Origin of the sequence: Pseudomonas fortuita (genome assembly GCF_026898135.2) — a bacterium.
In the GTDB taxonomy this organism is placed as follows: domain Bacteria; phylum Pseudomonadota; class Gammaproteobacteria; order Pseudomonadales; family Pseudomonadaceae; genus Aquipseudomonas; species Aquipseudomonas fortuita.
Genome location: NZ_CP114035.2, coordinates 2751221 through 2765486, shown reverse-complemented (window position 1 = coordinate 2765486; position 14266 = coordinate 2751221). Strand labels below are relative to the sequence as shown.

General features: G+C 60.4%; 10 protein-coding genes. 6 read left to right on the top strand and 4 right to left on the bottom strand.

Annotated elements, in window-relative coordinates; genetic code table 11:
* Nucleotides 1-114: 114 nt before the first annotated feature.
* Complete coding sequence (gene cahR / locus OZ911_RS12720) at nt 115-1134, top strand: transcriptional regulator CahA (protein ID WP_016488027.1); 1020 nt, start codon at nt 115-117, stop codon at nt 1132-1134.
* A 248-nt stretch (nt 1135-1382) separates the two neighbouring features.
* Here the strand turns inward: cahR and OZ911_RS12715 are convergent, their stop codons facing one another.
* A complete protein-coding gene (locus OZ911_RS12715; protein ID WP_016488028.1) occupies nt 1383-2600 on the bottom strand; it encodes a PucR family transcriptional regulator in 1218 nt (405 codons plus the stop codon).
* A 794-nt stretch (nt 2601-3394) separates the two neighbouring features.
* Between OZ911_RS12715 and OZ911_RS28990 the strand changes: the two genes are divergently transcribed.
* Entirely contained in the window at nt 3395-3595 is a 201-nt protein-coding gene (locus OZ911_RS28990) for a hypothetical protein (protein ID WP_024717428.1), read from the top strand.
* Between the two features lie 35 nt (nt 3596-3630).
* Complete coding sequence (locus OZ911_RS28985; protein ID WP_370688739.1) at nt 3631-3855, top strand: hypothetical protein; 225 nt, start codon at nt 3631-3633, stop codon at nt 3853-3855.
* A gap of 13 nt (nt 3856-3868) precedes the next feature.
* Here OZ911_RS28985 and OZ911_RS12705 read toward each other — a convergent pair whose 3' ends face one another.
* Nucleotides 3869-5548, bottom strand: a complete 1680-nt coding sequence (locus OZ911_RS12705) for an arylsulfatase (protein ID WP_016488032.1) — start codon at nt 5546-5548, stop codon at nt 3869-3871.
* 200 nt (nt 5549-5748) lie between these two features.
* On the opposite strand from OZ911_RS12705, the gene OZ911_RS12700 reads away from it, so the two are divergent.
* Nucleotides 5749-8085 carry a tetratricopeptide repeat protein gene (locus OZ911_RS12700; protein ID WP_024717426.1) on the top strand — a complete coding sequence of 779 codons (2337 nt, stop codon included), beginning with the start codon at nt 5749-5751 and terminating at the stop codon, nt 8083-8085.
* Between the two features lie 71 nt (nt 8086-8156).
* Entirely contained in the window at nt 8157-9158 is a 1002-nt protein-coding gene (locus tag OZ911_RS12695; protein ID WP_016488034.1) for an AraC family transcriptional regulator, read from the top strand.
* Between the two features lie 42 nt (nt 9159-9200).
* On the opposite strand, the gene OZ911_RS12690 is transcribed toward OZ911_RS12695, so the two are convergent.
* Both OZ911_RS12690 and OZ911_RS12685 read right to left on the bottom strand, forming a co-directional pair.
* Nucleotides 9201-10406, bottom strand: coding sequence for an OprD family porin (locus tag OZ911_RS12690; protein WP_016488035.1), 1206 nt, complete (start codon nt 10404-10406; stop codon nt 9201-9203).
* Between the two features lie 201 nt (nt 10407-10607).
* Nucleotides 10608-12437 (bottom strand): sigma-54-dependent Fis family transcriptional regulator, encoded by a 1830-nt coding sequence (locus tag OZ911_RS12685; RefSeq protein WP_054888283.1) that lies wholly within the window; start codon nt 12435-12437, stop codon nt 10608-10610.
* 330 nt (nt 12438-12767) lie between these two features.
* On the opposite strand from OZ911_RS12685, the gene pchA reads away from it, so the two are divergent.
* On the top strand, nt 12768-14246 hold the full coding sequence (gene pchA, locus OZ911_RS12680) for a 4-hydroxybenzaldehyde dehydrogenase (protein WP_016488037.1): 1479 nt from the start codon (nt 12768-12770) through the stop codon (nt 14244-14246).
* Nucleotides 14247-14266: the final 20 nt, after the last annotated feature.

Here is a 14266-nt window from a genome sequence, read left to right as displayed (position 1 = left end):
GCACTGCGTGTACTATCACTCTGACAAATGCATCAACCTAAACACAATGAATTGCCGATTTACGGCAACCAGACGCAGAGCACGTCATTTTTTTGCATTCAAGGAGTCGTATTGATGGGTACGTTAAAATCCTCGCCGTTGGCACCGGCATACCCTGTCAATGATGCCCCGCCGCTGAAAGTCGTCGGTTTCCTGATCATTCCCAATTTCACCACCATTGGCTTCGCCTCGGCGGTGGAAACCTTGCGCATGGCCAACCTGGCAGCACGCAAAACCATGTTCCAGACCCTGATCATTGCAGCCGACATGGAGCCAGTGAGTGCCAGTAACGGCATGCGCATCCTGCCCGATTTCAGTATCAAGGATGCCCCAAAGCTGGACATGCTGTTCGTGGTGGGGCCAAACCCGATAGTCTCCGACCACAATACCCGCCCCATCCTCAACTGGCTTCGCAAGTTGGCACATGACCAGGTGCCATTGGGCGGTATTTGCACAGGCAGCCATTTGCTAGCACGCGCCAATCTGCTCACTGGTTATCGGTGTACCATCCACTGGGAAGATATCGAGGCGCTAAAAGAGCGATTTCCCGGCATTATCATTTCCAACCAACTGTTTGAGCTTGACCGTGACCGTTTCACGAGCTCCGGCGGCGTGGCGTCCATGGACATGATCCTACAACTGATTGCCCGAGAACCTGGCGGGCGGGACATTGCCAGTCATGCGGCTGAACTGCTGTTATGTGATCGAGTACGTGGATCGCAAGAGCGCCAGCGCGTGCCTTTGCGGCAAAAGCTCGGCACCTCTCAGCCCAAACTCAGTCAGATTGTTACAATCATGGAAGCCAACCTTGAAGACCCGATGACCTTGGAAGAGCTTGCAGAACTGAATGAGATCTCGGTTCGGCAAATGGAGCGTTTGTTCCACAAGCATCTTCAAAACACACCGAGTCAGTATTACTTGGAACTACGCCTGACACGGGCTAGGCAACTATTGCTACACAGTGAATCCCAAGTGCGTGATATCGCCCTCGCCTGTGGTTTCATTTCGCCAGCACACTTCTCAAAGTGCTACAGTCGTTTCTTTGGTGTCTCACCAATCGGCGAGCGGAAAAAGGTAGTCTCTTCACTTCACTGAACAACCCTGTCGTTAGTTTTCGTGGCGCGGTCCAGGATTTCCTCGCCATGCTCCCCTCAGCTGGCCCGCAATGTGAGGGCATCCAAGTGAATGTGCGCTCCACGAGGGCGCCACCACAATTCTGCAGGGGAATCTCGGTCATTCCGCACAGTTTTGGACCATCACTTGGATCTGGCTAGATGTCATGCCATTCAGGACGAAGCGGACTACGCTTGCTACGCAGGCGCGCATTGATGATGTTCATGTCATTATTCCTTACCTCGGGCGATAGACATGTGCCATACCATAATAGCGATCGAAGCATTCATACGAAAAAGTGGATCGTCCAAGGATTTTCCACTCAGTTGTTCGATGCGCTGGATACGTTGATTGATGGTGTTACGGTGAAGTCCCAGGCGCTGGGCAGCCTTGAGCCCGTTGCCATTTTCCTTGAGCAAAGCGTCGAGGGTATGCACGAGTACTTTAGGGTGTTTACGGCCGGGCACGAACAACGGGCCGAGTGTCTTTTCGACGAAGTCGTCGATGAGCGTGCGGTCGACTACCCCCTGCAGCAAACCCAACACGCCCAACTCGTTGAAATCGCAGTATCCGCTCTCCGGGCGCAGTTTCTGCGCCACATTCAGCGCCTGGCGCGCTTCGTTGAGCAGTCGGCGGTAATGACCACAATCTTCAGCAACGCTCGACAGGCCCATGTACATATCCAACTCCCCTGCCACTCCGATCAGTTGCCGACGCAACGTGGTCAAGGCTGCCGGCAGGTCATCGGCATCCGCCAGCAGTAGCACGAAGAGGTCGCCCGGCATCTCTACCATCACCGTTCCCGGGCGGCTGCGACCCCAGGCTTCAAGTTGGTCTTCCATGGACTGGCGAGTGGCTTGCCACAGCTGCTCGCCTTGGGCCAAGCCTTGGCGCTCAAACAGCGTCTCGATACCTGACAAGCGCAGCACGACCAGTCGCCGTGGAATATCAAGCATCAGTTGCAGATGCGCAGCCCGCTGTCGGGCAATGGCCAGACTCGGGTAATCTCCGGTCAGCAACTGGCCGAGAATGTGGTTACGTGAGCGCCGCACTTGAGTCATATGCATCAGGGCCGTATCGATCAGGTGGGTCACAAACACCAACTTCAGCGGAGAGGGCTGCTCGATCAGCGACAATCCCAACTGTTCAGCACGAGCGATCACTGCAGACGGGATGCACTGGGGAAACGGGCCTCCAGTAAGAACCACCATCCCGGCAATACCCAACACAGCACCAGTCTCGACCAAAGTGAGTAACTTGCGTTCGTCACATAGGTAATTGATTTCCGAAATAAATACTAGTTCGCCGCCCATTTTACACGCGGTGATACCCTCATTTCCCGCCACGTAGGACCAGCATACTCGCCGTTGCAAGTAAAGCTCGCCTGCGCGGACCCTCATGTCTTCCAAGCCGGGCAGGTTCAGGACCTCACTCAGAGTCAAGCTCATGGCTCGACACCCGCCAGGCTCTGCATCTGACGCCCTCTAACTGGCTCGCACATGAGAATGTCGGGCTGTACCATGGCGTCACTGCTCGCCGAAGATATCAACTTTAGAAATTGAAGGAACATGCCAGTACTGCTCCTACGCCATGACCGAAAAGCGCATGCGGTTAAGTCTCAGCAAGCTCATCGACGACCATGCCGGGGACTTGTAATAGAGATGCTACCTGAAATCGTTCATGATCACTCCCTCGAACGGCGAGATGACTGCGATCAACAGCCCCAAGTATCGAGATGCCCTCCCGTACATTCCATCTACTCTCACGACTTTGGAGATAATCCCATCAAGCTTCATGCACTCGACGACCACGCGGACGTATGACCAAATTTCCGGTGGAGTGATGCTCACCCCCTATCCAAACGTTGCAGCTTAGTGCTCGCTTTCTCTACAATCTTTTAGCAACATTTACGTGACCAACCGAGCGGCCTCGCCCTGCTGGTGCTCAACACTGCCCGGTATCAAACGGCATCACTGACCGTGCCCGTCGCCGCACGCCGCTACACCTTGCAAGCGACCAACGCTGACCGACAAAACGGTGACGTTCAATGGCAGACTCCTCAAGCTCGGCACCAACGATGAAATGCCGACAATGGACTTTGTGCCGACCAAAACCGGCAAACTGGCCATTGAGCCGGCAAACGATAATTTCCTGAGCCTGCCATCTGCTGGAAATGAGACCTGCAATGGGCCTGCCCCGTGACAACGGACGCATTAGCATGTATTCGAGCATTGAATAGTTGGTGATTAGCAGTTCGGGGCAGCGCACCTGCATTTCTTCCCGCGTCTACGGAGCCGACGAGGACTTTCGTGAACAGCGCGAATGTGAGCGCCCGCTGAACGTCTATGGCTATTCGAAGTTCCTGTTCGATGCAACAGGTGCGCCGGCAGTTCTGTTGGCAGTAGCCGCGCCCAACCATTCAATGATGTGGCCCTGGCTGTGATCAATCGGTTGCGCGGGCAGCAAGGCCAACCCTCGTTGTCACTTGATATGGCCTTGCTGGAAGGCATTCTGGAGTACAGCGAATTTCCTGAACATTTGCGTGGCAAGTACCAGTGTTACACCTGCGCCGACCTGGAGCGCTTGCGCGCTGCCGGTTACACGGCACCTACAATGGTAGTCGAGCAAGGCGTGGCCCGCTACTGCGACTGGTTGCAAGGTCTTCAAAGACCGCCGCCTGCTCCAGTCAAGCAGGCAGCGTGATCGTGCTCAACGGCTACTTGAAACAGTATTCGTAGAGGCAAGTCTGGAACCCGTACTTGAGGTCGAACTTGCCATCGAGCACGTTGTTTTCCTTCGCGTACTGGTCCCACGCCACGAGCATTTCCTTCAGCTTGCCCGGCTCGGCCTGGGCCAGGTCGCGGCTTTCGGTCGGGTCGCTCTTGAGGTCGTACAGCTGCCACTGGGCGGTGCCGTAAGGTGGATTGACCAAGGTGATTTTCCAATGGCCCTTGCGCAGCGCCTTGCGGCCGAACAGTTCCCAGCCGATCTGACGCTGGGCCATGGCCCGACCTTCAAGCAATGGGCGCATGCTCTTGCCGCTGATGGCTTGCACCGGGCGACCTTGGAATGTCTTGCCCAGCGCCGGCACCCCCGCCAGGTCCAGCAAGGTTGGCATCAGGTCCATCACATGGACCATGTCGTTGTTGAGCGTGCCTTGCAGGTGGGCCTTCTTCAGCATTTTCGCGCTGATGATGGCTGGCGCGCGAATGCCGCCCTCGTTGGTGAACCCCTTGAACAGCGGATACGGCGTGGAGCTGACCTGGGCCCATTGTGCGCCATAGTCGGCATACGAGCCTTTGTGCCCGATGTTTTTCAGGCTGTTGTCGAAGTCCTTGGCCAGCCACTCCTTGTTGCCAGGCAGGTCGATCGGGCTATTGCCATCGGCACCGTTGTCAGAGATGAACACGATGAAGGTGTTGTCCAGCTTGCCGTTTTTCTCCAGGTACGTGAGCAGTCGGCCAATGTGGTAGTCCATGTTGGACACCATCGCCGCATAGATCTCCATGTTGCGCGCCTCACGCTGGCGCTGTTCATCGCTCAACTGGCCCCAGCTCGGCAGGCCCTTGGCCATGGGTGTGTTGGGCGTTGTGTTGGCCGCGACAATACCCAGCTGCTTCTGGCGCTCCAGGCGGGCCTGGCGGATCGAGTCGTAGCCGGCGTCATAACGGTGCTTGTACTTGTCCAGCCAAGCGTCTGGCGCATGCAGCGGCCAATGTGGCGCGGTGTAGGACAGTACGGCCATGAACGGCTTGTTGCTAGCTTTGTCGGCTTCGATGTAGTCGATTAGCCGATCGGTGTAGAACTCGCTGGAATAGAAGCCCTTGGGCACTTCCACCTGCTTGCCGTCTTCGCGGTAGATCGCCTTGGGGTCTTGGGCAATGATGGCGTGCTGGTCGTCGAAGTGGCTGGCACCGCCTTGCACCAGAATGAACGAGCGGTCGAAGCCGCGCGCCTTGGGGCTGGTCTCTTCGGTGCGACCCAGGTGCCATTTGCCGGTGGTGTAGGTGTTGTAACCTGCATCCTGAAGCACCTGGCCTACCGTAACCATGCGCTCGTTCAAATACCCTTCGTAGCCAGGCTGGCCTTTCTGGAACGGTTGCAGCAGCTCGCCCATGTTGCCCAGGCCCGCCACATGGCTGTCGGCGCCAGAGAACATCATTGCGCGGGTCGGCGAGCACGTGGGCGCCGTGTGGAAGTTGCTCAGGCGCACACCATCGCGCGCAAGTGAGTCAATGTTCGGGGTGCTGATTTCGCCACCAAAACTGCCCAGGTCGCTGTAGCCCAGGTCATCGGCGACGATGATCAGAAAGTTCGGGCGTTCATCTGCGGCCATGGCCGTGTGGCTGCATATGGCAACCATCAGAGCAAGCAGGCGTGTCTTAAACGAGCTCATGAAGCGTGTCCTCGGTTGTTATTATTGGTGTGCTTGCAAGTATGCGGATGGCCCGCCGCTCGCCGATAACGCTTCAGCGCAAGCGCTTATGCATCCGCGTGATTATTTGCCCCGAGGGCTAGGGCAGTGCCCGCTCGACGTTCATCATCCCCTTTATTTTCCGGGGGCGCGCACCCACTGGCAGGCAAGAGGTGGGGCACATGAAGCAAGCTCGTTGGCACGCAGCGAATGTCACCCGGGGGATGGCCCTGCTATGGCTGTGCGCATGGGCCGGCGGGCTGCTTGCCGCCCCGTCTCAACCGCCACAGCGCAAGCTGGACGACGGCTACGTCGACCCAGGCCAATGCCAGGCCTGCCATGCTTCACAGGCGCAACAGTGGTCCCAGTCACATCACAGCTGGTCGATGCGCAAGCCGACCGCGGACAATGTGCGGGGCGACTTCGCCGATCAGGCCTTTACGGACGCCGCCGGCGTAGAGGTGAGTTTCAGCACGCGCAATGGCACGTTTTACGTCAATGCCGAAAACGAACAGGGCCGACGCCAGGACTTCGCCGTGGCCTACACCTTCGGCGTTTATCCCCTGCAGCAATACCTGATCGAACGCCCTGGTGGTCGCTTGCAATCGTTGACCGTTGCCTGGGACAACCGCGCCAAGGCCGACGGTGGGCAGCGCTGGTTTTCGCTCTACCCCGGCCAGCGCTTCACCCCGGACGACGCCCTGCACTGGACCGGCCGCTCGCAGAATTGGAACGGCATGTGTGCCCAGTGCCACTCGGGCAACCTGAAAAAAGGCTACGACGCCAGCCAGGACAGCTTCGCCAGTACCTGGAGCGAGCTGTCGGTGGGTTGTCAGAGTTGCCATGGGCCGGGCGCTCAGCATCTGGCATGGGCCAAGTTGCCGACGGCGCAGCGCCAGCTCGCCAACAATGCCGGCGCACGCGGTTTGCAGGTGGACTTCGGGGCGCGAGCCAAGGGTTACGAAGTCGACCAGTGCGCCCGCTGTCACGCACAACAGGAAACCCTTGGTGTTGGCAGCCAGCCGGGTAAATCTCTGGTGGATAGTGCCTACCCTACCTTGTTGACCCCTGGCGCCTATCATGCCGATGGCCAGCAACAGGCTGAGGTGTTCGAGTATGGCTCCTTCGTGCAGAGCAAGATGTACGCCGCCGGCGTGACCTGCAGCGACTGCCACAACCCGCACACCGGCGAGTTGCCCGCCCAGGGCAATCAGTTGTGCGCCAGCTGCCACAACCCGCAGGGCAACCCGCGGTTCCCCACGCTGAAGAAGAAGGACTACGACAGCCACAGCCATCACTTTCATGAGCCTGGTAGCCCCGGCGCGCAATGCACCAACTGCCATGCGCCCGAACAGAACTACATGGTGATCGACGCACGCCGCGACCATAGCTTCCGCCTGCCAAGGCCCGACCTGACGCCGATCACCGGCGCGCCCAACGCCTGCACGCAATGCCACAAAGAGCGCTCGGCACAATGGGCCGCAAACGAGATCAGCCAGCGCTTCGGCCCGCTGCGTAGCGAGCATTATGGCCCGGTGATGCAAGGCGCCCGAGCGCACGATCCGCAAGCAATTGCCCTGGCCGCAAAGTTGGTCACCGACGCGACACGCCCGGCGATCGTCCGGGCTTCTGCCGCCGACGTCCTGAGCGGCGTCGAGGGGCCTGCGCTGGATTCGCTTGCCCTCGGGCTTGCCGATCAAGATCCACTGGTGCGCAGCAGCGTGGTGCGCGCCATGGCCAATGCCGACGATGCGCAACGCCTGCAACACTTGCCTGCCCTGCTTGATGACCCGGCACTGGCGGTACGCGATCAGGCGGCTCGCGCCTTGGCCGACCTGCAGGCGCAACTGCCGACCGCCCAACGTGACCGGCTCGGTCACCTGCTCCAGGACCACTTTGCGCGGCTCAGCGCCAACGCCGACTTGCCGGGCACGCGATTCAACCTGGCCAGCCTGCTGGCACGTCAAGGCAATGAGGCACAGGCACTGGATCAATATCACCAAGTCCTGCGCCAAGATCCGGACTTCACGCCCGCGCGCGCGGCACTTGCCAGGTTGCTGCTGACTCGCGGGCAATCCGACCAGGCCCTTGAAACACTACAGGCCGGCTTGCAACGCGGCGAGCAGCGCGCCGGCTTCAGCGAGCTGGCCTATGCCATGGGGCTGCTCCAGGCCGAGCGCCAGCAGCCCGAGCAGGCCATCGAGTGGCTGGAGAAAGCCCTGCCCGGCCAGCCGCTGAACCTGCGCCTGTATTACAACCTCGGCTTGCTGCGCAGCCAGCTCGGCCAACCTGAACAGGCGCGACGCGTGGTAGTGGCCGGGCTTGCTCACGCAGCGCAAGATAGGGATCTTTTGTATGCAGGCGCCTATCTGGATGCGCGGGCAGGCAACTGGGCCTCTGCATTCGCGTTCTTGCAGCGACTGTTGATGCTACAACCGCAGCACCCCGAGGCGCGTCGCCTGCTGGCTTATGTACAGCAGCAACAGCAGCGTACGCGCACCATGGGCGCGAATCGATGACCAGCGAAGCCGCGGCCAAGACTGAATACCACTGGATCAAACCAGACAGACAACAAATAAAGGTTACGGTGATGAATACGCCCCTTTACAGCGGCCTGCCCACTGCTGGCGACGCCCGCTCGGCCATTCCCTTTGCAGCCGAGCCCTTGCTGCGCTCGCGCAATGTCGAAGACGCCGAAGCCCTGCTCAACAACCACCTGGAGGAACGGCGGATTCGCCTCGGCGGGCGAGGCACGCTGGATATCGACTTCACCTTGCAGACCTTGCCGCAAATGAAGCTGTTCGGCGCGTGGTGGGGGCGCGAGGTTCGCGTGAGCTCAAGCCCGTTGAGCTGTTGGCATGGCATCCTGCCTTTGCACGGCGCGATCAGCAACCACCTCCAGGGCTTGCAGGCGAACGCGGGTGAGCTATTGGTGTTCAGCCCCGGGCAGGAAGTGGACGTCACCTGGCACGAAGGGACCAAGGCCATCGTCATTGCCTTGGATGCGGCCTTGCTGCTCAACCACCTGGAACGTCACCATCAGGTTCACCATGCCCAGAGCCCGACGCAGGCGTTGTTGTTCCAGGGTAATAACCCGGCCATGCGCAGCCTGGGCAACCTGCTGCGCATGGTCGACAGCGAAAGCGGCAACACCGCTGGCTTGCTAGCAACGCCCTTTGGCCAGTCCCACGTGCAGCACCTGTTTTGCGAAAACCTGCTGCACCTGCTGCCCAGCCTGTACAGCGAACCACCACGGCGCCTGTTGCCGGGCACCGTGAAACGGGTGGTCGATTTCATCCACGCCAATCTCGAACAGCCGCTTTGCATCACCCAACTGGTGACTGTCAGCGGCACCAGCCGACGCAGCCTGGAACAGGCGTTTCGCAACGGTTTGGGGACCAGCCCGCAACGCTACATCCAGCATTGCCGGCTACTGGCGATGCGCAAAGTGTTACTGGAGCACCAACCGGGTGAAGTACAGTTGTCGGCGCTGGCCTTCAAGTGGGGGTTTGCGCAACCCAGCCACTTTACCGCCGCCTACAAGCAAGCGTTTGGCGAGCTGCCCTCGCAAACGCTGGCCAGGTCAGATTGATGGGAAGGCCGCTGCAGGCGCAGCGGCCAGCTCGGCCAAGGCCTACCAGAATTTCCAGGTGTAGGTCGTGATCAAACGGTTCTCATCGTAGTCATTGCCATGCTTGAACTGCGCGTGGATGTTGCGCCACTCCACGGCCACGCCCTTGAGCGGGCCGCTCTGCACCACATAACTCAGAAACAGATCGCGCTCGTTTTCGGCGGTTTGGCTCAGGTCCCCACCGCGATCGATGCCCGTGCCGCGCAGGTAACGGGTGGTCAGGTTGAGGCCGGGTATGCCCATGGCCACGAAGTCATAGTCGTAACGCGCCTGCCATGAGCTTTCGTTGGGCCTGATGAAGGCCACGGCCGACCAATTGACCAGATACGGTTGCGGCACGAAGCCGTTCAACGTCGGGAACGCACTCTCGCCGAGCATGCGTTGATAGCCCACACCAAAGGCGTGGCCGGCTTTTCTCAAGGTGGTCATGGCGCCATAGGAGCGGTTATCGATCTTGCCGTACAGCGCGTCACCGTCTTCGTTGTGGTTGAAGTAACGCAGGTCGGTCTTCAGGCCGTAGCCTGCGCCCAGCTCGGTGTTCAGCGTCAGGCCCAGATAATGCTGCTGGTAGATACCCTCCAGCTGTCCATAAAAGTAGCTGGCAGCAAGGTTGGGGCTGAAGGCGTAGGTGGCGCCGGCGAAGTTCAGGCCATCGCTGGTATGACGGGGGCCGTTGGGGCGGGTGAACAGGTACAGCTTTTCACGGTTGGAGGATTCACGGGTGCTGATCCCGGTGAATCGCCCACCGGTCAGGGTGAGGTTGTCGATCTCGTTGGACTTGACCGTGAAACCATTGAAGGTCGTCACCAGTTGCCGGGAATCGTCCTGGAAGGCCACCGGCAAGGTCGGCCGATGCTCGCCGACCCTCAGCTCGGTCTTGGAATAGCGCACCTTGCCGGTCAGTGCCGCCCGGCCATATTCCCGGGCTTGCTCCCGTGAGCTCTGGCTGTAGGGCAAGACACTGTCAGGGCCACGACCTGAGCCGCCGTCCAGGCGATAGGCGTATTGCGCGGCGGCATCGACACCGAACGAGAGCGGGCCCTGGGTATAACCGGATGTGAAACGCAGATCCAGGCCCTGGCTCCAGCTGCCATCGCGAGAGGTTCTCGGGTTTTCGCCCTTGAAATCACGGTCTACGTAGAAGTTGCGCAGACCCAGGTTCAACTGGCTGTCTTCGACAAAGTCGGCTTGCGCGGCCAGGGGCATCATCACCCCGATCAGACCCACCGCCCTTAGATGTTTTCCAGCAGCGTACGCTGCGCGCGGCACAGTTGCGTGTTGACCGTTCATGGATGCCTCTAAACATTTTTATTGTTGTAGAGGTCCAGTATCCGCAGTCCGCTTACAAGCCGTTATCGCCTGCGCGTAACGACTAACTGCGCAGCGCAGAAAATCCGCCTTAATCCGCCGCTAGCTGCCCTTGAGCCGATAACTGACTTGCGCGCGGCTCATGCCCAGCATCTGTGCCGCCAGGGTGATGTTGCCGCCCGAGCGCTCCATGGCCAGATGCACCAGTTGCAGCTCGATATCTGCCAACGGTGTACTGAGCACCTTCTGGCTCCCGGCGACGAACGCCAGCAGCCCCTCCAATACCGGCTCTCGAATGTGCGCTGTGGGCTCGATTACCTGCCTGGCCGGCTCGTCACGGCGCTGCCCCCCGGACAAGCGCCCCTCAGGTGTCAGGCCAATCGCCGTGGCCATCAAGGGCGCGCCGATCTCGGCCAAGTGCACCAGGTCGATGACTTCGCCCTCACCGGCACTGATCACGCCCCGCTCGATCAGGTTCTGAAGTTCACGGATGTTCCCTGGGAACCGATACGTGAGCAGCGCGTTGACCAGCCGGGTGCTAAAGCCCGCAAGCCGACGCCCATGGCGCTGGCTGAAATGACGCAGGAAATAGCTCATCAGCAGCGGGATATCTTCACGGCGCTCCCGTAACGGTGGCAGGTGGATGGGAAACACGTTCAAGCGATAGAACAAATCCTCACGAAAACGCCCGGCCTCGACTTCGCGGCGCAGGTCCAGGTTGGTGGCGGCAATGACCCGCACATCGACCCGGATCGGCGCCGTGCCGCCTACCCGCTCGATTTCACCTTCCTGCAGGGCGCGCAGAATCTTGCTCTGGGCACTCAGGCTCAAGGTCGCGATTTCATCGAGAAACAACGTGCCACCATTGGCCCGCTCGAAACGCCCGGCACGCGAGCGGTCGGCACCAGTGTAGGCACCCCGTTCGACACCGAACAGCTCTGCTTCCACCAGGTTCTCCGGCAAGGTCGCGCAGTTGAGCGCCACCAACGGCCGCTGCTGGCGTGTGCTGGCTTGGTACAACGAGCGGGCGAACAGCTCCTTGCCAACGCCCGATTCCCCGGTCAGCAGCACGGTTGCCTGGGTCGAGGCCACGCGCTGCAGCATCTGCGTGGCGAGCACGAAAGCCGCCGAGATGCCCACCATTGGCTTGCCGTCGATAGGCGCCTCCAGCTCGGCTACCTCCGTGGCGCTACCTGAAGCATAAGTACTGCGGCTAAGGAAGTCGTCCGGCATCAGGTAGGCCAGATCGACGTCGATGTCGTCCCACTGATCGGCCGGCTTGCCTACAATCCGGCACGCCGGGTGCCCCATCGAGCGGCACTCCTGCTCACGGAACACGACCAGGCGACCGAGCAGTGACGAGGCATAGCCACTGGCATAGCCGATCTCCATCCAGCAGGCCGGTTCACCACCCAAGCCATAGGCCGCAATGTGCTCATCGTCTTCGAGCGAGTTGTGCCAAAGGAACTCGGAGTAGAAGTGGCCGACACCTGAATCGATTTCAAAGCGCACCACTTCGACATTGACCATCCCTTCAAGCATGTGCAGGCGCGGCCCTGCACTGTAGAGGCTGGCGTCATCACCCTCTGGCCATTGCGCGCTGACCTGGGCCGCGTCCCGCGCACCGGCCTGCCAGCCGATGCGCGTCAACAGGCCTCGCGCCTTATCGAACCCGAGCGCCTCGATCAGTTCGCGGCGCATGGCGCCGAACGCGGCGCCTTGCAGCAGCATCATGCGCTGGCCGCACATCCAGACGCTGCCTTCCTGCGGGGAAAATGCCACCGTCTCCGCCAACTGTTCTGCCGATGGCAGGCCACTGGCGCCAAACTGGCTGGCGCGGTCGACGATCAGGCGCTTCTGCTTGCCAAGCATCTGCTTGAAGAATTCTTCGTCGGCAGGACGACCGGGCTGGGTGGGTTTGGTAGGCGTCATGAGCAATCAGCAACGAACAAGTGAGTAGCTTGTGAGTATGCCGAGCCCTCGCGCCGGGTCAATGCGCGAGCGGTCGGCGTAAGCGCGTAGGCACTCGATCTGTCCGATAGCCGCACACCTTCTGTCTTTCTACAGGCTGACTTCGTCGATTTTTCTGCATGAATTTATGCAGGCTTCGTCGAAAATCATACAGTAACGACCGCTTGTCAGCGCCAGCTTTATCCCTCATCCCATTGAATTCATTGATGAATATATCTTTTCGAAGCATTGGCACGGTTGTTGTTATGCAGCGCAGGTGCACTTGATAAAAAAAATAGAGGTGACCTCCCTATGACGCTTTCCCACTCCCCTGCCTATCAAAACCTGCACTTGCAGCCCCTTGCCGGTGAATGGCGAGCCGGCAGCGCCGATCAATCGCTGGAGGTGTTCGACCCCTTCACGCAGAAGCGATTGCTGCAAATCACCCTGGCCAACCGCGAAGACCTCGATGCCGCCTACCGCAGGGCCCGCGAATGCCAGCTCGAGTGGGCGGCCAAAGGCCCCGCCGAGCGCAGCCAGGTCTTGCTCAATGCCGTGAAGATCTTTGACGACCGCCGTGAAGAAATTATCGACTGGATCATCAGCGAGTCAGGCAGCACGCGGATCAAGGCGCAAATCGAATGGGGCGCCGCACGCGCCATCACCCTCGAGTCGGCCAGCCTGCCAAGCCGCGTGCACGGGCGCATCATGGCGTCCAATGTGCCCGGCAAGGAAAGCCGCGTCTACCGGGTTCCCCTGGGCGTGATTGGCGTGATCAGCCCCTGGAACTTCCCCCTGCACCTGACCGCACGCTCCCTGGCACCTGCCCTGGCGTTAGGCAACGCCGTGGTGGTCAAGCCGGCCAGCGATACCCCGGTCACCGGCGGCCTGCTGCTTGCGCGAATCTTCGAGGAAGCCGGATTGCCGCCGGGTGTGCTCAGCGTGGTGGTGGGGGCCGGCGCGCAGATCGGAGACGCTTTCGTCGAGCATCCGGTGCCCGCGTTCATTTCCTTCACCGGCTCGACCCAAGTCGGGCGCAACATCGGCCGCATCGCCAGCGGCGGCGAGCACCTCAAGCACGTGGCGCTGGAGCTGGGCGGCAACAGCCCGTTCGTGGTCCTGGCTGATGCCGACGTCGAGCAGGCCGTCAATGCTGCCGTGGTGGGCAAGTTCCTGCACCAGGGGCAAATCTGCATGGCGATCAACCGCATCATCGTCGAGCAACCGTTGCTGGAGGCCTTCACCCAGCGCTTTGTCGAGCGGGTCAAGGCCCTGCCTTACGGCGACCCGAGCAACGCCAGCACGGTCATCGGGCCGGTGATCAACAGCAAGCAACTGGCGGGCCTGCAACAGAAGATCGTCACTGCCCACGCCGAAGGCGCCACCTTGCTGGTGGGTGGCGAGGCTCAAGGCAATGTGCTGCCGCCTCACGTCTTCGGCAACGTTACCGCCGACATGGACATCGCCCGTGAAGAAATCTTTGGCCCCCTGGTCGGCATTCAGGCTGCACGTGATGCCGAGCATGCCCTAACGCTTGCGAACAACAGCGAATACGGGCTCTCCAGCGCCGTCTTCACCTCCAGCCTGGAGCGCGGTGTGCAGTTCGCCCAACGCATCCACGCCGGCATGACCCACGTCAACGACATCCCGGTCAATGACGAACCCAACGCGCCATTCGGCGGCGAGAAGAACTCAGGTTTGGGGCGTTTCAATGGCGACTGGGCCATCGACGAATTCACCACCGACCACTGGATCACCCTGCAACACGTGCCCAGAGCGTACCCGTTCTGACCCGGCCCTTTGCCCATCCC